Source organism: Cutibacterium acnes (assembly GCF_003030305.1).
In the GTDB taxonomy this organism is placed as follows: domain Bacteria; phylum Actinomycetota; class Actinomycetes; order Propionibacteriales; family Propionibacteriaceae; genus Cutibacterium; species Cutibacterium acnes.
Map to the genome: position 1 here is coordinate 1915142 of NZ_CP023676.1, position 20264 is coordinate 1935405.

General features: G+C 62.4%; 21 protein-coding genes. 9 read left to right on the forward strand and 12 right to left on the reverse strand.

The features are described 5' to 3' along the window. Window positions 1–81 precede the first annotated feature (81 nt). The gene (locus CPA42_RS09575; RefSeq protein ID WP_002517648.1) at window positions 82–1095 is read left to right on the forward strand and encodes an alpha/beta fold hydrolase; all 1014 of its coding nucleotides are present in this window, start codon (window positions 82–84) and stop codon (window positions 1093–1095) included. A 130-nt stretch (window positions 1096–1225) separates the two neighbouring features. Next, complete coding sequence (gene coaA, locus CPA42_RS09580; RefSeq protein WP_002516012.1) at window positions 1226–2209, forward strand: type I pantothenate kinase; 984 nt, start codon at window positions 1226–1228, stop codon at window positions 2207–2209. Between the two features lie 44 nt (window positions 2210–2253). Here coaA and CPA42_RS09585 read toward each other — a convergent pair whose 3' ends face one another. The 8 genes from CPA42_RS09585 to CPA42_RS09610 form a co-directional block, all read right to left on the reverse strand. Next, window positions 2254–2901 carry a hypothetical protein gene (locus CPA42_RS09585; RefSeq protein WP_002515962.1) on the reverse strand — a complete coding sequence of 216 codons (648 nt, stop codon included), beginning with the start codon at window positions 2899–2901 and terminating at the stop codon, window positions 2254–2256. Beyond that, on the reverse strand, window positions 2870–3016 hold the full coding sequence (locus CPA42_RS09590; protein WP_002519631.1) for a hypothetical protein: 147 nt from the start codon (window positions 3014–3016) through the stop codon (window positions 2870–2872). The genes CPA42_RS09585 and CPA42_RS09590 overlap by 32 nt, the downstream gene beginning before the upstream one ends. After that, the gene (glmM, locus tag CPA42_RS09595) at window positions 3013–4365 is read right to left on the reverse strand and encodes a phosphoglucosamine mutase (protein ID WP_002514806.1); all 1353 of its coding nucleotides are present in this window, start codon (window positions 4363–4365) and stop codon (window positions 3013–3015) included. Before glmM ends, CPA42_RS09590 begins: the two co-directional genes overlap by 4 nt. A gap of 241 nt (window positions 4366–4606) precedes the next feature. Continuing rightward, window positions 4607–5128: a 30S ribosomal protein S9 gene (gene rpsI / locus CPA42_RS09600; protein ID WP_002516077.1), complete on the reverse strand. Its 522-nt coding sequence runs from the start codon at window positions 5126–5128 to the stop codon at window positions 4607–4609. A 22-nt stretch (window positions 5129–5150) separates the two neighbouring features. Then, complete coding sequence (rplM, locus tag CPA42_RS09605; protein WP_002516042.1) at window positions 5151–5594, reverse strand: 50S ribosomal protein L13; 444 nt, start codon at window positions 5592–5594, stop codon at window positions 5151–5153. 263 nt (window positions 5595–5857) lie between these two features. After that, window positions 5858–6952 carry a hypothetical protein gene (locus CPA42_RS13280; RefSeq protein ID WP_002516070.1) on the reverse strand — a complete coding sequence of 365 codons (1095 nt, stop codon included), beginning with the start codon at window positions 6950–6952 and terminating at the stop codon, window positions 5858–5860. Then, a complete protein-coding gene (locus CPA42_RS13605; protein WP_002519633.1) occupies window positions 6949–7371 on the reverse strand; it encodes a hypothetical protein in 423 nt (140 codons plus the stop codon). Before CPA42_RS13605 ends, CPA42_RS13280 begins: the two co-directional genes overlap by 4 nt. After that, window positions 7355–9106: an endo-beta-N-acetylglucosaminidase gene (locus CPA42_RS09610; protein ID WP_411431487.1), complete on the reverse strand. Its 1752-nt coding sequence runs from the start codon at window positions 9104–9106 to the stop codon at window positions 7355–7357. The genes CPA42_RS13605 and CPA42_RS09610 overlap by 17 nt, the downstream gene beginning before the upstream one ends. Window positions 9107–9256: 150 nt before the next feature. Between CPA42_RS09610 and CPA42_RS09615 the strand changes: the two genes are divergently transcribed. Further along, window positions 9257–10162, forward strand: coding sequence for a hypothetical protein (locus tag CPA42_RS09615; protein ID WP_002515959.1), 906 nt, complete (start codon window positions 9257–9259; stop codon window positions 10160–10162). Window positions 10163–10280: 118 nt separating this feature from the next. Here the strand turns inward: CPA42_RS09615 and CPA42_RS09620 are convergent, their stop codons facing one another. Then, window positions 10281–10574 carry a DUF1540 domain-containing protein gene (locus CPA42_RS09620; RefSeq protein ID WP_002514812.1) on the reverse strand — a complete coding sequence of 98 codons (294 nt, stop codon included), beginning with the start codon at window positions 10572–10574 and terminating at the stop codon, window positions 10281–10283. A gap of 142 nt (window positions 10575–10716) precedes the next feature. Between CPA42_RS09620 and trmB the strand changes: the two genes are divergently transcribed. From trmB to CPA42_RS09650, 6 genes are all read left to right on the forward strand, one after another. Next, on the forward strand, window positions 10717–11661 hold the full coding sequence (gene trmB / locus CPA42_RS09625) for a tRNA (guanosine(46)-N7)-methyltransferase TrmB (RefSeq protein WP_014598637.1): 945 nt from the start codon (window positions 10717–10719) through the stop codon (window positions 11659–11661). Continuing rightward, window positions 11658–12497 (forward strand): tRNA pseudouridine(38-40) synthase TruA, encoded by an 840-nt coding sequence (truA, locus tag CPA42_RS09630; RefSeq protein ID WP_002515972.1) that lies wholly within the window; start codon window positions 11658–11660, stop codon window positions 12495–12497. Before trmB ends, truA begins: the two co-directional genes overlap by 4 nt. After that, a complete protein-coding gene (locus CPA42_RS09635) occupies window positions 12494–13114 on the forward strand; it encodes a class I SAM-dependent methyltransferase (RefSeq protein WP_002515989.1) in 621 nt (206 codons plus the stop codon). The genes truA and CPA42_RS09635 overlap by 4 nt, the downstream gene beginning before the upstream one ends. A 68-nt stretch (window positions 13115–13182) precedes the next feature. After that, entirely contained in the window at window positions 13183–14445 is a 1263-nt protein-coding gene (locus CPA42_RS09640; protein WP_002515995.1) for an energy-coupling factor transporter transmembrane component T, read from the forward strand. After that, a complete protein-coding gene (locus CPA42_RS09645; RefSeq protein WP_002516068.1) occupies window positions 14442–16097 on the forward strand; it encodes an ABC transporter ATP-binding protein in 1656 nt (551 codons plus the stop codon). The genes CPA42_RS09640 and CPA42_RS09645 overlap by 4 nt, the downstream gene beginning before the upstream one ends. Then, a complete protein-coding gene (locus CPA42_RS09650) occupies window positions 16094–16906 on the forward strand; it encodes an ECF transporter S component (RefSeq protein WP_002514819.1) in 813 nt (270 codons plus the stop codon). The genes CPA42_RS09645 and CPA42_RS09650 overlap by 4 nt, the downstream gene beginning before the upstream one ends. Before the next feature lies 1 nt (window position 16907). On the opposite strand, the gene fabG is transcribed toward CPA42_RS09650, so the two are convergent. The 3 genes from fabG to CPA42_RS09665 all read right to left on the reverse strand — a co-directional run bounded on the left by fabG (window position 16908) and on the right by CPA42_RS09665 (window position 20100). Continuing rightward, window positions 16908–17669, reverse strand: coding sequence for a 3-oxoacyl-ACP reductase FabG (gene fabG / locus CPA42_RS09655; RefSeq protein WP_002516062.1), 762 nt, complete (start codon window positions 17667–17669; stop codon window positions 16908–16910). A gap of 92 nt (window positions 17670–17761) precedes the next feature. Next, entirely contained in the window at window positions 17762–19375 is a 1614-nt protein-coding gene (locus CPA42_RS09660; protein ID WP_002515973.1) for a hypothetical protein, read from the reverse strand. Further along, a complete protein-coding gene (locus CPA42_RS09665) occupies window positions 19357–20100 on the reverse strand; it encodes an ABC transporter ATP-binding protein (protein WP_002520607.1) in 744 nt (247 codons plus the stop codon). Before CPA42_RS09665 ends, CPA42_RS09660 begins: the two co-directional genes overlap by 19 nt. Between the last annotated feature and the right edge of the window lie 164 nt (window positions 20101–20264).

The window sequence follows — 20264 nt, forward strand, 5'->3', positions numbered from 1 at the left end:
ACTTTGTCGTGAGGCCAGCGTCGCACCCCCTGTCGGCACGATAACCAACAACCGTAGATACAGATACATCTGAGGAGATCCATGAAGAAAAACTGGTTACTCACAACCCTCCTTGCCACAGTGACGATCGCCATGGGAACGACGACCACCGCCTTCGCCAGCCCACCTACCGACATCACTCCCGAACATCCAGGCGGGGTTACCGCGCCTCACAGCCCCGACGGAATCCCCTCGAATATTGAGGGACCAAGTACGCCCAGCTGGACCTCTGCAATCAGGTTCGCAATGAAGAATCCCGGCGCGAAGGTCCCGGGCACCAACGACTTCGCCTGCAAACCGAGGAAAGGCACCCATCCCGTCGTGCTCATCCCGGGCACATCCGAGGACGCCTTCATCACGTGGTCGTACTACGGCCCCCACCTCAAGGCAGCAGGATTCTGCGCCTACACGTTCAACTACAACCCGGAAACACATCCGCTTGTGGAAGCTGCTGAGACCAGCGGCAACATCTACTCCACGGCAGCCTTCATGGCCCACTTCATTGACAGGGTGCTCAAGACAACCGGTGCTCAGAAGGTCGATCTCATCGGCCATTCGCAGGGTGGCGGTCCCCTGCCGCGCGCGTACATCAAATATTACGGAGGCGCCAAGAAGGTCCATCATCTCGTCGGTTTAGTTCCTTCCAACAAAGGAACAAGCATGCTCGGCCTGGAGAAGTTCCTCAATGCCAGTGGAAATCCGCTCAACACTATTTTCAATGCCGTAGCGCAGTTTCACAATCTGGGATCCCTGCCCCAACAGTTGCAAGACTCCACATTTCTCAGGGAACTCAACGCGGATGGAATGACCGTCCCCGGCATCACATACACCGTCATCGCCACCCGGTTCGACAACCGAGTATTTCCGTGGACGAATACCTTCATCAATGAGCCCGGAGTCAAGAACATCGTCATCCAAGATGTCTGCCCCTTAGACCACAGCGCCCACACGAATATCCCCTATGACCCGATGACCTTCCAGATTGTCATCAATGCCTTGGACCCCGAACGGGCCGCCCCGGTCATCTGCACCATTCGCCCATTCAGGCCCAGGTAGTTCGCCGGCAAGACATTCGATGGGCGTGGTTCGACGCTACTCGGAAATGTGCCCACCAATGACGCATTAACTACGTCCCCAACGTCGCGGTGAAGTACAGTCACTACGACCAACCATTCGGAGGCGCCCGATGAACTTGACCCCCACCACCCCCGTTGACGACGACAACACCGAACCGGGGCCGTTCATCGAATTATCGCGAGAATCGTGGGCCGCACTTTCGGACTCGACCGAGATCGATATCGACGAGGCCACCCTGGACCACATCCGTGGTCTCGGCGACCCCACTAGTCACCGCGACGTCGTCGAGGTGTACCGCCCGTTGACCCAACTCATCCACCTGTACTGCATGCACACGGGCGCCCTCTTCGACGCCTCCAATAACTTCCTCCAACTCACCCGCCACGGTATGAAGCGCACCCCCTTTGTCATCGGGATCGCTGGGTCGGTGGCCGTTGGCAAGTCGACCGTGGCTCGTCTGCTACGGGAGCTCCTGGGACGTTCCCCGCGCCGTCCGGTCGTGGACCTCGTGACGACCGACGGATTCCTCTACCCCAACCGGGTACTCGAGGAACGCGAGCTGCTTTCCCGCAAGGGATTCCCTGAATCCTACGACCGCAAGGCTTTGCTGAGGTTCGTCGTCGATGTCAAGTCCGGGATGCCTGAAGTCACCGCACCGGTTTACTCTCACGTCACCTACGACATCGTGCCCAACCAGCAACTCGTCGTCCGGCAACCCGACATCCTCATTATTGAGGGGCTTAACGTTCTACAGCCACCACGACCGCGCAGCAGTGGGACAATGGGACTAGCCCTGAGCGACTTCTTCGACTTCTCGGTATACGTCGATGCTGAGGAGGCCGACATCATCCGGTGGTACATCAACCGGTTCCTCACCCTGCGGCAAACCGCGTTCACCGACCCCCACTCGTTCTTCGGTGAGTACGCACGAATGCCCGACAACGAGGCCATCACCATCGCTAAGGAGATCTGGGACACCATCAACGGCCCGAACCTGGTGCAGAACGTGCTGCCCACCCGCGGCCGGGCTACCGCGATCCTGCATAAGGGTCCCGACCACGAGGTCCGCAATGTGTGGATCAGGAAGGTTTGAGTCGGTGTCGTCTCCTCGGGTCTGCCCCTCAGAGGCCCTACCGGTCACATGACATGCCAGGGAAACGGATCCGCGATTCGCGACGCCGCCAAGGCCTGGTCGATCTGCCCCTCGCAGCCCGGCGGCGCTACCACAACGTGATCCGGCGCCTCGATCCCCACAACCACGCTGTCACCGAACTCGTTGGCGATGGGGCGCCCCACTCCTTTCGCCAACGGCCATGACGACACCAGCCACGACGAACCAGCTACGACTAGGACGTCACCGTCGCGGGAGAAAGAAAGCTCACCAACGAGGGCCGACGCCAATCTTTCGGTGCCGAGACGATATGCCGCGTCAAGATCTTTGACCTCGGCCAGTGCGGCGTCATTGAGCAGCTCAACGTCGCCGTCGAACCAGGCCAAAGCGACAACCAGCCCGGGAACGGTCTGGCCAGTAACGTTCGAGACGAAAGGCCGCGCGTAGTCGAAACTGCGTCCGGCGCGCTCCTGATTCCCCACTACTTTGACCACGACGTGCGCAGCGAGGGTGGCGTCGGTCAGGCGAGTGGCACCGTCGAAAAGAGACCGCACCATCCGCGTGACAAGCTCGTCGGCAACCAGCTCCCAGTCGTCGCGGTGATGGCCACCCAACTCCTCAGCGATCAAAACTAGCGGGATATCACCGATAGCAGTCGTAGCAACCTGAGACATCAGCGTCGATGCCCATAGCCGTCAAAGACTCCTCGACCATCGATCGCAGACGGTTCGCCGCCCCGACGTCCAGACCGGGCAGGTCGGCATCTGGGCGGCGACGAAAGACACTCACAACGCCAGGCTCATCTTGACGGTCTCGGCCAACTCAGAGCAGATCTGATCAGCTTCCTCCTGGGTACCAGCCTCGACCATGACCCGCACGACCGGCTCAGTACCCGACGGACGCAACACCACTCGACCGGCGTCACCGAGCTTCTGGTTAGCGTCAGCAACCGCTTTATTAACGTCTGGATCGATACCAGCTCGCAACTTGTCGACGCCACGCACATTGATGAGCGCCTGCGGCAGACGGGTCATCACCGAGGCGAGCTCCTTGAGGGTCTTGCCGGTACGAGCGACGCGCGCAGCCAGGTGCAAACCGGTAAGAACACCGTCACCAGTGGTTGCGAACTCACTCATAATGACGTGCCCGGACTGCTCACCACCCAGCGAGAACCCATTGGCGTTCATCGACTCGAGGACGTAGCGGTCACCCACCTTGGTCTGATCGACGTGAATATCGTGCGCGCGCATTGCGATGATGAGGCCAAGGTTGCTCATGATCGTCGCGACAACGGTGTTGGAGGCCAGACGGTGGTCCTCCTGCAAAGCCAACGCGAGAATCGCGATGATGTGATCCCCATCGACGATATTGCCTTCGTGGTCGACAGCCAGGCACCGATCAGCGTCACCGTCAAAGGCCAATCCCATGTCAGCCCCAACCTCAACAACCTTGGCCTGCAGCTTCTCCGGGTGGGTGGAACCGCACCGCTCATTGATGTTGAGGCCATCGGGCTGGTCATGAATCGCGATGACCTCGGCACCCTGAGTAGTGAAGGCAGCCGTCGCCGTATGGAAGGAGGCACCGTTTGCGGTGTCGAGGACAATCTTCATCCCCTTGAGAGTGTCTTGCTGGCGCAGCGAGCGCACCAGGTGATCGACGTAGGTGTCGACAGCCTGCGGGGTGTAGCGGATACGTCCTACCTTGTCGCCAATAGGGCGGGCCCACGGCTCACCCATACGCTGCTCAATGGCGTCCTCAAGATCGTCGGGAAGTTTCACGCCCCCGCGGGAGAAGAACTTGATGCCGTTATCAGGCATGGGGTTGTGAGATGCCGAGAGCATCACGCCCAAATCAGTGCGGTACTCGTTGACGAGGTAGGCCGCCGCGGGAGTCGGGATCACGCCGACGCGCAACACGTCAACACCGGCGCTGGCTAACCCAGCGCAGACAGCGGCCTCGAGGAATTCGCCGGAGGCGCGAGGATCACGTGCTACCAGCGCGGTAGGTTGGCGGTGTCCGAAAGCACCCGCCTCGCCCAGAACGTGCGCGGCCGCGACCGAAAGGTCAAGGGCCAACTCGGCGGTGAGGTCTTGATTAGCCACACCGCGCACTCCGTCAGTTCCAAAAAGTCGTGCCATGAAGTTTCACTTTACCCACCGCTCACGCCAAGTGAGCGGAACACCCGCTGAGCGTGGGCATTTCGAGTGACTCGGTGGTAGAGGCCATGTCACCCTGTGCAACAGCCCCACCAGTCCATCCAGGAAATCACGACAGGTAGTCACCACGACAGATAGTCCCACGCCCGTGAGACCCCGAAAAACGCCTCGGGGTGGTTCTCCCCTGGGGGAGAACCACCCCGAGTTCCAGAGAAAGACCGGATCAACGCTTCGAGTACTGCGGAGCCTTACGGGCCTTCTTGAGTCCAGCCTTCTTGCGCTCTTTGACGCGGGCGTCGCGGGTCAGCATGCCGGCCTTCTTGAGGGCCGGACGCGAGGCCTCGGGGTCAACGTTATTGAGCGCACGGGCGATACCCAGACGCAGCGCACCAGCCTGTCCGGTGACGCCGCCACCACCGATGCGGGCAATGACGTCGTATGCACCCTCAACACCAGCGGTAGCGAAGGGCTCGGTCACAATCTGCTGATGGACCTTGTTCGGGAAGTAGTCCTCCAGAGTGCGGCCGTTGATCTTCCATTGGCCAGAGCCGGGAGTGATGCGGACGCGGGCGATGGCCTCCTTGCGGCGGCCGGTGGCAGCACCGGGGGCGATCATGGCGGGGCGCTTGGAATCACCGGCAGCCACGGTCGGGTTGGAGTCGGTGCGGTAGGCGATCTCACGGTCGCCTTCGGTGAACGGGGTGACCTCGGTGTTCTCGAGGTTCTCGGTTGGGGTGTCAGTCACTGTCACAATCCTTCGTGGGCGATCACTGGGCGATCTGGGTGATCTCGTAAGGCTGCGGGTTCTGCGCAGCGTGCGGATGCTCAGGGCCGCCATACACCTTCAGCTTCTTGAGCTGCTGACGCGACAGCTTGTTCTTGGGCATCATGCCCCACACCGCGCGCTCCACGGCACGGCGCGGGTTCTTCGCAAGCATCTCGCCGATGCTGGTGACGCGCAGGCCGCCCGGGCGTCCGGAGTGGTCGTAACGCAGTGAGTCGGTGGCCTTCTTGCCGGTCAGCGCAATCTTAGAGGCGTTGACGACGACGACAAAGTCACCGGTGTCGATGTGGGGGGCGTACTGCGGCTTGTGCTTGCCGCGCAGGAGGTTGGCAGCAGTGGTAGCCAGACGGCCCAAGACGATGTCCTCGGCGTCAATGACGTACCACTTACGCTGCACCTCGCCGGCCTTGGGGCTGTAGGTGGTCACAGGTACCTTCTCGAACTCGGTCCCATACGTAGGATCACGCACAGGGATCTTGCAACGTGGTGGTGCTCTCGGGCGACTCCTTCACTCGACGGCGTGACACGCCGGAGACCGGAACCGCATCACGACATCGCTGTGTCGGACAGGCGGAGCGACCGCGGCGGTCAACTCCCGTTTGCTCGAAGGCAACACGGGTATTTTACACATGTGCCGCGGGAAGAGCGAATCGCCGGGCGGAGGTCGATTCCCGCCCGGCGTCTTCCCGGTCAGCACCCGGTAAGGGGCATCCTCACCGGCCGAGTCGATCCAGAGGAGGCAGACGAGGACGAGTCCCACCCAGGCCGGATGGCAGAGTCGGCACTCGCTGACGCAGATGGGCCGGACGATCCTCCGGAGCTACTCGGGGCGCTGCCGCGAGCCGCCTCCACCACGACACTTCGCGTCACCGTGTTGCCGAAAAGGTCGCTCGCCTCTACCACGATCCGGTGGTTACCCGCCGACCTCGGTGATCCTGAGAGGGTGGCTGCCAACGAGGTCAGTCCGTTCACCGACATGTCGTTGGTCCAGCGCAGCCCGGCAGGCAACGCACCGCGAAGTCGCCAGGACACCGGCTGGTCACCGGACACTGAGATCCTCACCGGAATGATCGGGTGCGAGACCGTCACGCGTTGGCGTGCCGGTTCGACCACAGTGAATCGGGGAGCGATGGCAGGACGCACCAGGTCGTTGTTCTTGACCGCGAAATGCTGGGTAGTCGTGTTGCCGGCATAGTCGGTCACTTTCATGATGAGAGTCCCCTGGGACGAGGGGAAGGAATGGAAAGCGGTGGGGTCGTCGGTCGTCGGGGCAGTGCCCCATCCCCCACGCACCGATCCGCCGCGACGAATCGTCGTGAGTTTTCTGGATGTACCGTCCGTCCCCTTCCACATAATCTGGAGGCCGTACCAATCGGGTGAGGTGAGGTTCCTCATGTGGAATCCTGACCGTTTCCTCTCCACGACGATATCGTCGAGGGTCACCGGCGCGGCCCAAGAGTCATGGGTGTGACCGCGATAGCTCAATCCCAATCCGTGACCGGCCGTCACCGTGAGGTCATAGGGGTGCCCCTCGCGTATCGGAACCGGCACCCTGGCACCGCCAGCAGCGCAGGGCACGTCGAGTCCGTAGGGCTGGTTGTCGATGTCGTCTTTCGCGATGTCGACGAGGTGGACGTCGACGCGACAGGTCGACACTCTCACACCCTTGGCGTCCCAGGTGACGTCGAGTACCCCCGGCCTGACAGCATCAGTAAGCAGCTTCGACGCCGTTGCGGCCTCGGCCACCTTGATGTGGCGAGGCTGAGCGGAGTAGTCGTAGCTCACCGTCGAGGGGCTGACATTTGGCCGTCATGACCCACAGCACGCACCCTGAAAGTGACTTTCCCGGTCTTCTTCGGCACCGCCTTAAGATAGGCAAGATCGGTGTAGCCAGAAGCTAGATGGACGATCTTGCCGTCCGGGCCCATCGACTCGACGACGTACCCTGCTACGTCGTCGAAGGGCGCGGCGTGCCAGGATAAAATGGCTTGGCCGTCGTCGTACACCGTGTCGAGTTGCACCTCACTCGGTGCCGCAGGCACCCCCGAACCGTCACGCACTGAGATGGCACCGACATTCATCTGGTAGTCGGGGGCGGGTGCGAACTGCAATCCGAGGGTGGTCAGCGTTCGGCCTGCGAACCGGCCTAAGCGCAGGGTGGAGGTGTGCCAGCCGCCTTTGACACCGCTACCGGGGCACGTCAACCGTGACGACGCGCCCCGGGTCGTCAGCGAAGACGAGGGCGGCTTTCATGGTGCCATGGTCCTTCGAGCTCTTGCGGAAGGTGATGGGCATGCTCGTGTCTGCCGTCATGGCCAAGCGGGTCTTGAACAGCCGCAACGTCGTCGTCTTGCTCATCATCCCGTGGACGACGAGCGATGACCCGCCACACCACGCTCCGACTTGATGGTACAGCAGGCTGACCGGAGCGCCATGAACGTCCTTGCGTCGGTCCGACGGGCCATAGTCGAAGTCAACCGACGGACGTGTCCCCTCGGTGTCGATCCACCACTGCCAGCTCGGCAGGATCGACTGGGCGTCCATGTCGGTCCATGATGCAGCAGCCGAGACGTCGCCCGCCGAGTACCACTTCATGCCGTGCCCGGTATTGAAGTCGGTGTGGAACTGTCTCCCGCCGATGACCGAACGAGCCGGAATGAAGTCGGCGGCCCCTACCCAGGACGATGAGTCCGCTACGCCAACCTCCGGACGGGAATGGCCAGGATGGGCTCCGGTGTCCTTCGGATTCGACGTCACTCCTGAGAAGTACATCCGCTCACGCTCAGCCACCATCCACTGGTAGGGATCCTGTTGGAAAAGTGGTACGTCCTTGTCCGCACCCTTGGGTTTGACCGCATCAGCCAGACCTCGCTGGTACATGTCGCTGGGGGTGAAGAGTGCAACCGAGGCCTTGGGGCTGTGATTTCGCCTCGACTCGTAGAGACTCGGAAGTTCGGTAGCTGACCGATGCTTGCCGTTGAACCCCGCCTGATTCGCCTCGACACCGAAGAACAAGGACTGGTATGGATCGTATCCTTCAGCCTTGGCTGCCTCGACCGAGCGATCTTGAGTCCCGGGCCAGTTGTAGTTAAGGAACACTGAGTTCATGATCCTGCCGTGGTCAAGCAGACTGGCCTTGGACGAAGACCACGTACCTGGAGTGTTCGTGTACCACTGGGTGTAGAGGCCTTTCGACGTGAGATAGCTCATGAACGGCCGGAAGCGCGAGTCCTGAAGGTTCCCCTCCTCCTCGTTGAGGAAGTACCCGTCGTAACCGAAGTACTTAGCCATCTCGACTAGTTTCTCGGCGATGATGTACCCCCGGGATGTCGGATCCTTGTCGAAGGCTTCCTTAAAAGTCAGCCCGGGGCGGAAGGCCGGGTCGAAGTAGATCGTCGCGATGGACTTGACGCCGTTGCGATGGGCGGCGTTGGTGTACGCGGGATTCGGAATGTCGACGACGCCGAACTCGAAATTGCGCGTCCGCCAGTCACTGGTGGCAGGGTCATAGAGGGACTGTGGAGTCCGTGCGGTCGCTGAGCCGTGCCAGGGGCTCCAGTAGTCGGCATACTGCCAGAAGTTGAGGACGTTGTGGGCGAACCCGTCATTGGCACGGAAATTGCCGAAGAAGGAGTTTCCGTAGTCGCCCTGCATGAGCATGACCTGGGCCCTGGCATCCAGCTCCGGATGGGCCTGGGTAGACGGATCGTGAGGGATACGAGGTTGCAGGGGCACCTCGGCACGCAGGTACCGGGCGTAAGGGTCGGTCTGGGGACTCCGCGTCCGGATGTCCTGAAGTCGATGCCCAGCGTTGCGGGGTTGGGCCGATGCCAGGGCATGGGCTCCCACGGGTGCTACGGAGTCATCGGCGACGGCAGGGGGCGTCAAGGCCGCGAGCCCCACCAGGGCAGCGACCCCAGCGATAAGCGCTCGTTTCACGGTGTTCCTTTCTACGGTGAAAGCACCACTCATGATAAATCGATTTAGCTCTGCACGGAGGGCGCTCGGGTAATCAACCCGGCACGTACCCCTGTCACGACATGGAGTTATATGTTAGATTAGGCTCGCCTAAGGCGAAGGGATGTGACAATGACTGCTCCACGACACGGTGAGGCCTCCGATGACTCCGACGCCCAGGAGGACACGGATCACATCGCATCAGCCCTGTCGCAGCGCTGTTTTTCCCTAGCCCGTCGCATCCTCGGCGGTGCCGGCATGGCCACAATGGTGGCCCACACCATGATCTCTGCCGGTGAAAGCCCAGAGAAGTGGACCTGCGATCTCCAAGCCCACGGCGTTACGGCGTCGGGGCGTTTCGTCGTCGCCCAGCGCTCCCATCCCGCCCAGGCCCTCTGCCAAGTCCCGGCCGGACTGCCCACTGATGTCCGGCTGGAGATCTCCAAAGATGCCCCAGAACCGGCCATCCGCCTCCTGACAGCCACCCTCCATGTGCTCGGAACAATTACATGGCTAGCCCCCGCCCAAGTCGACCACCTGTTGGCCACGGACGTGCTACCGAGAGAGGTATCGATCATCGCTGGATTCGACGACGCCCTCATCGGGGTCGTCGCCCCGTATCGCGCGATCCTTCATGACGCCATGGGCAGTACCGAGATCGACGTCCCCGCTCTCATTGACAACATCCCCGACGACAAAGTCTTCCCGTCTGCCGAGGATGAGCTTTCCGCCTTAGACATCGTTGCCTCACTCGGCAATGCCCACCTCTCGCAGCTGTGCGACGGGGTACACAAGAAAACTGTATTCGGCTGCAGTTGCTGGTCTCGCGCAACTCATCACGCGTGCCCGCACACCGTGGGCCGGGTATTCTGCGCTGACATCGATCGCACCGGATTGACCCTCATGTACGTCAACCCTGACCAGACGGGTGCGATGTTCATACCTTTGGAACAGGACGCGACGTCCCTCACCGAGCTGGAGGCCGCCGTGGCCCAGCTCCCCCTGAACTCGGATCCGGTACGCCCTACGCGTGTCTGACAGCCGGATCCGGGAACAGCGTGGGCCTCCTCTCCCCCGAGGGGGCCCACGCCTGAATCACGGCGGTCAGTTGTACCGGAGGCGACGTAATGCGGGAGCATGAGAACCCGCATGTGGCTCAGCGAGCCTGGTAAGCAGTGCAGCTCGCGGCGTCGCTGATGGCAACCTGCTGGGCAGTGCACATGAGCTTGTCATTGTGGACACACTCAATACGCTGACATGCACCGACGCGGCCATCAGCTGAGGACAGACCGGCGCGAGCATCGAGATGGGTAACGGTTGCGCACGTGGGCTGCCCAGAAGCTCCACCGACGGTCACCGCGAAGGCGGTGCAGCCGGAATCATTGAAGGCGCAATCGGTAACGGAACAAGAAACAACGGGAGTTGCGGTAGACATGTCGAGACCTTTCATAAATGACCACCGCGTGTCTGACGTCGTCAACAATAAGCACTGAAAATATCCGCCTAGCGACAAGGAATGACGCTTGGAATCAGCGAAGCCTGACCTCTGTTTTCCCGGCCTCTTTCTGGTCTCATTTTTCACAACACTACCAATGTCAAAATATTCATGTTCACCAACTCTTGACGTGGATCGCCGCTCCATCACTTCAGCCGGCGTACACTTCAATCACCGCGTCGCTCAGAGTCATCGACTATCATTCGACCCCGTGCGACCCGACCCCGCTCCCCTCGATCCGACCGACGCTTCCCCTGCCCAGGCTCGCCGCCATCAGCCGGGGCTAGGGGTCGAGGTGTCAGCCGGGGCACACCGCTCGGGCGACCGGGTCCGGCGCGGTGTCGTCTCCTTCGTGCGGCGATCCCCCCGGATGAACGTCTCTCAGCAACGAGCCATGAATACCTTGGCCAGCACGTACCTCATCGACGTCCCCCGCGACGCCACCAGCACCTCGGTCGCACCTGGATCCCGTCTAGACCTCCCCGCGATCTTCGGTCGCACCGCCCCGCTTACCGTAGAGATCGGAGTTGGGTCTGGCGACGTGCTGGCAGCGCTAGCGGCCGCCCATCCCGAGCGAGACTTCATCGGTTTCGAGGTCTACCTGCCCTCCATCGCGACGACCCTCAACAAGCTCGAGAACGCTGGCGCAGGTAACGCCCGGGTCATCATGGCCGATGCCACAGCAGGGCTGGAACACCTCTTCGGACCCGCCGACCTCGACGAATTGTGGACCTTCTTCGCTGATCCATGGCACAAAAAGCGTCACCACAAACGTCGCATCGTCAACCCCGACACAGCCCGTCTGGTGACGTCCCGGCTGCGTCCGGGCGGTCTGTGGCGTCTGGCCACCGACTGGGACGACTACGCCCACTGGATGCTCGAAGTACTCTCAGCCGAGCCGCTGCTCAAGCCGGTCGACGCTGGGCCGGACGGTTTTAGCCCGCGCTGGCCCGAACGGCCGGTGACCCGTTACGAGAACAAGGGGCTGACGGCCGGACGCACCATTCACGACCTCACCTGGCGTCGCGTGGACGGGTCATGACCCGCTGGCGCCTGGACATCGCCTATGACGGGGCGAACTTCTCGGGGTGGGCCACCCAGCCCGATCGCCGCACCGTGCAGGGTGAGCTGGAAACGTGGATTCCCCGCGTACTCCGTCTCGACCAGCCCACTCCCCTAACAGTCGCGGGGCGTACTGACGCCGGCGTTCATGCCCGCGGCCAGGTGGCCCACGTCGACCTACCCGACAACGTCGACACCTCGGCGATGCTGCGTCGGCTGTCGCGGGTCCTCACCCCCGACATCGTCGTGACGTCGGTACGCCCCGTCCCCAGCACGTTCGACGCCCGGTTCTCGGCGCTGTGGCGTCGTTACGTTTACCGCCTGTGGGACGAGTCCTCCCGTCCTGACCCGGTGACCCGGTTCCACGTGGCACCCGTGCGAGGACACCTCGACCTCGACTGCCTCAACACCGCCGGCACTTCTCTTCTCGGGCTGCGCGACTTCGCGGCCTTCTGCAAACACCGCGAGGGCGCCACAACAATCCGTACCCTCCTCGACTGCCACGCCGAACGGCTCGACGACCCGTGCGGCACCGTCGAAGTGACCGTCCGCGCTGACGCCTTTTGTCACTCCATGGTGAGATCCCTCGTCGGAGCTCTCACCGCAGTCGCCTCGGGGCGGCGCAGCCAAGATTGGCTCGACAACGTCGCCGCCAGTACCTCGCGGGCATCATCAGTGCTCGTCATGCCGGCCTGCGGGCTCACCCTCGAAGAGGTCGGCTACCCGTCCGACGAGGATCTCGCTCGACGCGCTGCCCAAGCCCGTTCCCGTCGAAGCCACAACGACATCTGCGACACCTGTTGGGGGGACCGATGAGCCAATCCAGCCACGACGACCATTCCCCCACCCACTACTTCACCACCCCAGAGGGACCCACCCGCACCCGCACTATCACCGTCAACGTCTGGGATGATTCCATGACTATGACAACGGCCGGCGGAGTGTTCTCCGGGACTCGACTCGACCCGGGTACCGCTGTCCTTATGCGGTCAGTGACTCCTCCACCATCCAACGGCACGTTTCTCGATCTCGGCTGCGGGTACGGCCCGATCGCCTGTGCGCTGGCCCGGGCCTGCTCCGGCTCCCACATCGTCGCCGTCGATGTCAACGACCTGGCCATCGACTTGACGACCCGCAATGCCAAGGCCCTCCGGGTCGGCGATCGCGTCCACGCCTGCCGTCCTGAGGAGGTCGACCCTGACCTTCGTTTCGACGAGATCTGGTCAAACCCGCCGATCCGGGTAGGCAAGGCGGCCTTACACGAAATATTGACAACGTGGCTGGCGCGCCTGAGCGACGAAGGAGTCGCTCACCTCGTCGTCGGGAAAAACCTCGGCGCAGACTCTCTCACCAGCTGGCTGTGCGAGCAAGGATTCGACGCAGCCCGAGTCGCTTCCGCGAAAGGATTCCGGATCATCGACGTCCATGCCTAACCTGGTCGTAAACTGAAATGGTGCCACTAGGAAGCGAAGCCGACAACGACTGGAACCGGCGCTGAACCATGTCAAGATTGGTGACGAGGACAGCCAACCCGGTCGTTGGGATTCCGGTAGCAGCCACCCCAAGCAGTACGAGGACCGTCCATCCGTGGTCGTGGTGGGCCTGGGCGGCAGGCTGCGGTATCGCCATCAGCCTCACCAATAATCCGCTCCTCGTCGTCCTCATCACGGCAGCCGTCACCCTCGTCGTCGCTGTGCGCCGCACTGACGAACCGTGGGCCAGGTCCGCAAGGGTGTATGCCGGCATGGCCTTCACGGTCATCATTATTCGCGTATTCTTTCAAATTCTTACGGGTGGCGACGGGAAGGGAACCGTGCTCTTCCGTCTTCCCGAAGCGTCCCTGCCCAACTGGGCTGCCGGAATTTGCCTCGGCGGGCCGGTCACTGCTGAAGGGCTGGCCGCCACCGGTTACGACGCCCTCCGACTAGCCGGAATGCTGGCCTGCCTCGGTGCCGCCAACTCGTTGGCCAACCCCAGACGCGTCCTCAAATCCGTGCCAGCGGCACTGCACGACATTTCGGTGGCCGTCGTCATCGCGCTATCGGTCTTTCCTCAACTCATCGCCTCGGCGCAGCGGGTCCGACGAGCCCGACGGCTACGCGGGAACACACGAAAAGGGATCCGCGCCCTGGGGGCCGTGCTCGTCCCGGTATTGGAAGACTCGGTGGAGATGTCGATGTCCCTGGCCCGCGGGATGGAGTCCCGCGGATACGGGCGCACCCGTGACGGCCGTCGCGTCCGCCCGGGAACCCGCGTTCTGCTCGTCGTGTCCGTGATGGCACTGACCCTAGGGTGCTACGGCGTCCTGGCCAACCCGACCGGATCCTTCAGCACCGACCCGTCAACGTGCGCACCCGGCAGCCTGTGCTCATGGCTCCTCATGGACCGAATGGGTCAGCACATCGGCGCCGTGCTCATCGTCGCCGGGATCATCGGGTCGGTCGTCGGATTACGGATCTCGGGACGTCGCCTCGGGGTAAGTCGATACCGCCCCGATCCGTGGACCTGGCAGGCTACGGCGTCCTGCTTGTGCGGAGCAGTTGCGATAGTCGCCATGATCTGGCTATCCCGCGCCAACCCCAAGGCCATCACCGTCTCTACATCGCCGGTAGTTTGGCCGCCACTGGAACCAGCAATGCTCCTCCTCGTCGTGGCAGCCGCCTTACCTGGGGTTTTCACCCCCGCACCCCAAAGATCCACCCAGGCTGACCCCGAGCAGGCCGCGTCGTGGACATCCCGACAAGACGAGGTACCCCAGTCATGAGCGATGTCATCACCCTGTCGAACGTGTCGATAACCCACCCCGGGGCCTCGACTCCGACCCTGAGGAATATCAATCTCACCGTCGCCGAGGGGGACCTGACCCTGGTCGTCGGGCGCACCGGCACCGGTAAGTCAACCCTGCTGGGGACCCTCAACGGGATCGTCCCACACTTCAGCGGCGGGCGCCTCGATGGCACCGTAACGGTTGCCGGGCGCGACACCCGCACACACCGCCCCCGCGAACTGGCCGACGTCGTAGGTGTCGTCGGACAGAACCCGGTTGCCGGGTTTGTTACCGATACCGTGGAGGACGAGATCGCCTACGGCATGGAGCAGCTGGGCATTTCGCCGTCCGTGATGCGCAAGAGGGTCGAGGAAATCCTGGACCTCATGGGGATTGCCGATCTGCGCCGCAGGGCCTTGCTGAGCCTCTCTGGCGGTCAGCAACAGCGGGTGGCCATCGCCGCCGTTCTGGCTGCCCAGCCTCGCATCCTTGTCCTCGACGAACCGACCAGCGCCCTCGATCCCACGGCAGCCCAGGACGTTCTTGCCTCTATTACCACGCTGGTCCATGACGTCGGCCTAACCGTGATCCTCGCCGAGCATCGTCTAGAACGCGTCATGCACGCCGCCGACGCCCTCTGGTGGCTACCCGGTGATGGCTCGGTCGTCCAAGGAAGGCCCGAGGAGGTGTTGGCCCGCGCCGACGTCGTCCCGCCGCTGGCTGCCCTGAGCCGCGCCATGGGATGGCCGACTGTCCCACTGTCAGTACGCGAAGCTCGCCGTCGAGTCGGTCCACGTCCGGGCCTCCCACGTGCTCCGCAACCCTCCGAAGCGATGACCTGGCCCGGGGGCGGCAACGAGGTATTGCGTTTGGAGACGCTTGGGGTCAATTACGGCCAGGTGCGCGCCGTCGATGCCCTGACGACCACCGTAGAGCGCGGCACCATCACCTGCCTCATGGGTCGAAATGGATCAGGCAAGTCGTCTCTGATGTGGGCGATCCAAGGGGCAACAAAGTCCTCAGGGAGGGTACTGGTCAACCACGAGGGTTCTTGGGCTGACCCCCGCAAAGCCGACGCCGCGACCGCTCGACGAATGGTGAGCTTAGTCCCGCAGTCAGCCTCCGATCTGCTCTACTTACCGACCGTCGCTGAGGAGTGTGCCCAGGCCGACAAGGAGTCCGGGGTGCCTGCCGGCACCACGCGCGCCATCTTGTCCCGTCTCAGGGTGGAATTGCCGGAAGATCGCAATCCCCGGGACATGTCGGAAGGCCAGCGACTGGCCCTCGTCCTAGCGATCCAGCTGTCCAGTCGCCCCGATGTCGTCCTCCTTGACGAGCCCACCCGCGGCCTCGACTACGCCATGAAAACCGAGCTAACCAGAATCGTCAAGGGTATTGCCGCCGGCGCTACTGGCGATCCAGCGGCGGTATTGCTGGCCACCCACGACGTGGAATTCGCCGCAACAACAACGGATCGCACCATCGTCATGGCCACCGGCCACATTGTTGCCGACGGATCCACACGCTCAGTGTGCACCTCCTCGCCCGGATTCAGTCCACAAATCGCCAAGGTCTTTCACCCGGCCGATGTGATGACGATCGCCGACGTCGAGAGGCTCGTGAACACCCCGGCAGGAGACCGCCGATGAGTAGGAGGCAGCACGTCGCCGTCCGCACCTCAGCGACTTCTCGAATCCTGCTCATCATCACCGCCATTATGGGGTTGCTGGCCTTCTGCTGGCCGCTCTTCCTCAATCCGGGAGGCGCTGCCGACTATGAGACGCGCACCCCGTTTCTTTTCGCCGCGATCCTGCCCGTGGTGTTGGCGGTGGTGGTCTCGCAACTCAGTTCGGACGGGATCGACGTCAAGGCCCTCGCCATGATTGGTGTCCTCACCGCATGTGGGGCAGCGCTACGCACCATCAGCCCGTCAATGGCAGGGATCTCCTTCGTCTTCATCCTCATGATTGCCGGGGCAAGGGTGTTCGGTGCGGCGTTCGGTTTCGTCCTTGGCACCACGACAATGTTCGCATCCGCCCTGCTCACCGCAGGTTTCGGGCCGTGGCTGCCCTACCAAATGATCGCCTCGGGGTTCGTCGGGCTGGGAGCGGGGCTGCTCCCCCGGGCGCGGGGAAGAGCCGAAATCGCCTGGCTATGTGGTTGGGGATTCGTGTCAGCCTTCGTCTACGGGTGGCTGATGGACTTCGCCTTCTGGCCCTTTAACCTCGGCACCAGCACCCAGCTATCTTTCGACCCGCACGCATCTCCACTGACGAACCTGTGGCATTTCGTCTTATTCAACATGGCGACATCCATGGGATGGAATCTGGGACGCGCACTCACTAACGTGGTGTGCCTAGCATTGCTAGGAGGCCCGATTCTCCGGGTATTACGGCGGGCCTCCCGACGCGCCCAGTTCGTGCCAGATGCAGTCAGCCTCGGCACGGAGGAAAACTAACCTACATTTCCGCAAGCGCCTCCGGCCCCTCAGGCAGGATCTGTCCGCCATCCACCACGATCGACTGACCGGTCACATAGCGCGCCCCATCCGAGGCGAGATACGCCACTGCCTCACCGATGTCCTTCGCCTCGCCCAGCATCCCCAGCGGCACGGCCTTCGCCATCTCGGCGAGGTAATCATCGCCAAGCGCCTTCAGACCTGGGGTCATAATATTGCCCGGCATCACGGCGTTGATGGTGATCCTGTCGCCTGCCAGCTCCATCGCGGCCGAGCGAATGAATCCCATCTGTGCCGCCTTGGTGGCGCCGTAGTGGGACCACCCTGGGTAGCCGGTGATGTTGCCAGTGATCGACGACGTGACCACGATGCGCCCGCGACCAGATTCACGCAGGGCTGGCGTTGCCGCTTGGACGACGTGCATCATGCCTTTAACATTCACGTCGAAGATGAAGTCAATTCGGTCATCGTCAAGATGAGCGAGACGGACCTGGGGATACACACCAGCGTTAGCAATGAGCACGGACAGGCCACCACACTCGGTAGCAACATCATTCACCACGCGGATGCAGGCTTTCTTGTCCCGCACGTCGAGTTGGTAAACGTCGAGTCCGTCTTCGCGCGCCTGAGCACACCTTTCCTCGGTCACACCGGTCACGGCAACACGGGCACCGTGGAGTGCGAGTACCTCCGCGATTCCGCGACCTATTCCAGCGGTTCCACCGGTCACCAGCGCGGTGCGACCAGCAAGCAATCCAGTCATTGTCACTCCTCCAACACCGTTGATCGCAGGAGACACAATTCATGGTAACAAACTGGCGCGGAAACACCGCGAATCGGTGTCCCCGACCGGATTCAGGCCACCGGGGTGATCTTCGTCAGCACCTCGTCCCAGGTGCGGTCGAGACGCCGCCCGCCTACGACGATCCCGAAGTGCAGCACCAGGAAAGACCATCCCAGCCCGCCAACGAAGGTCAGCAGGATACTCCACCACGCATGTCCCGAAATTGCCACCAGCACCACGAGGGCAATCATTGGAATGGCAACGAGAATCCCTGCCCCCATACCGAGAAGGGCACCGAGACAACCGGCTCCAACCGACGATCCTGAGTTAAACCCGTTGCCCTTGCGGCTCTCGACAACTCGCATCGGATTGACGACACTCGTCCACGAGCCGATCCCGGTCGAGAGCAGGAGAACCCCCAAAGCCTCTGCACTCACAACCGGCAGCAACTTCCACTGACCACACCACCAGGAGGCGATGACGGCCAGCGCCAAGCTGACCGGCATGGTGACGAGGAGATACGCAATCGCGCGACCGCGTCGATCCTCCACCCCCGTAACCGACGACTCAATGTGGTGCCACAGAGCCGTTCCGTCATAGCTGATGAGCGACCCGGCATACATCGGCGTCGCAACGAACATCGCGGCGAAGGGGATCGCGGTAAAGATGAGAGCCGTCTGCGGACCGTGCACCTCGCCCCACCCATGGATGAGCATCGGGGCACTAGCCAGCAACGGGACGAGGAAAGTGTTGAGGAGCAGAGACGTCATTCGGGGGTCCCGCTTCAGGTACCTCAGGGTGCGTCCAGCAATCGCCCCGGTCGGGGTGTCCGGCATCATCCGGTCGATCCCATTCGCCGACTTTACCTTCTCAACGCTCCCGCCGTCCCCGGTCGGTGCGACGAGGCGACGTGCGACGATGGCCTGCCACGCCCACACCATGACAGCGACCGTGGCGATGCTGATGACGAGCTTAACGGCGAAGGCTAACCAGCGGCCATGGGCAACCTCCCACGGCATTGACCATGCCCAGCCCAACGGGGTCCACCCGATGATTCGCCCAACGTTGACCGGAACCGTGCGGGTGACTGTGGCGGTCCTCGTCACGACCTGCATCCCGAGGCCTAGACCGCAGCACAACAGCATGACGAGGATCATCATAGTTTCACAGAACCGTCGCTTAGCCATCACAGCCGACATCGCTACCAGCAGGAGATTCGACGCGATCATGGCAGCTGACCATCCCAGCAGGACACCGAGCACAGCCGCCACCATCGCGACAGCTCTGGCACTCGACCACGCGAGGACGTGCGAGACCGATGCCACAAGGGTGACGACCCCTCCCCAGCTCAATAGCCCGACGACAACGAAAGCGGGCATGAGTTCCCTCGCCCGCCTCGAAAAGACCGCATATCGCGATGGATCTGTGTAGGTGGGCTGAGCACCAAAAAGCACCGGCACAGTGATCCAGAAAACGATCAGCGACGCCCCCGCTACGGCGGTGCTGGCACCGCGAGGGTCGATAGCGAGTTGCCCGGCTGCCCACACATAGGCGAAATAGTTCCCACCGAGGAACAGGGACACGAGGACCAGGAAGATGAGTCCGAAGATCTCGGCCGGCTTGGCACCTTTGCGAAGGGGGACCAGGGTGGTGACCCACTGGTGCTTCAAGACCTGCGCAACCACGTAAGACCCTCCCCCATGTTGGCGTTGCCGCCGACGAGCTCGACGAACCTATTCTGCAAAGACTTGCCCTGGCAGACGTCGTCGAGGGCACCAATAGCGTGGAGACGTCCCCCGGCGATAACGGCCACCGAGTCGCACAAAGACTCGACAAGCTCCATGACGTGGCTGGATATGACGACCGTCCCGCCACCGTCAACGAAGCGGCGCAGGATTGACCGAATGGTCTGACCCGAGAGTGGATCGACGGATTCGAGGGGCTCGTCGAGAACGAGAACGGCAGGATCGGCGATAATGGCACAGGCCAAATCAATCTTCTTGGTCATACCCGCGGAGTAGTCACACACCAGGAGGTCGGCGGCGCTTGTCAGGCTGAGGGCGTCAAGGAGTCCCTCTGCGCGTTCGTTGATGGTGGCCTCGTCAAGTCGGTGTAGCATCCCGCAGAAGCGGAGTAACTCGCGGCCAGAGAGACGGTCGAAGGTCTTCATCCCGTCGGGCAGGACACCCATCTGGGCCTTCGCCGCAGCCGGATCAGCCCAGACGTCATGGCCGAGCACCTCGACCCGACCGGCATCGGGACGCAGCAGTCCGGTAACCATCGAGAGGGTCGTCGTCTTGCCAGCGCCGTTGGGACCGACGAAGCCGAACATTGATCCGCGCGGAACCCACATGGTGAGGTTGTCGACGGCGACCTTGGGCCCAAACCGTTTGGTCAGTCCCTCGATCATGACCGCGGGTTGGCCCGATGGCCGGGTGTCCGCAGGGGCGGGAACAGCTGCCTGTGGGATGGTCCGGGATCCGGTGGGGCCATCACTCATATTACTCATCACATCATCTCAAAGGGCCAGTCTTACAGGCCACCCTCAGAAAAAGTCAGAATCATTCATAACAG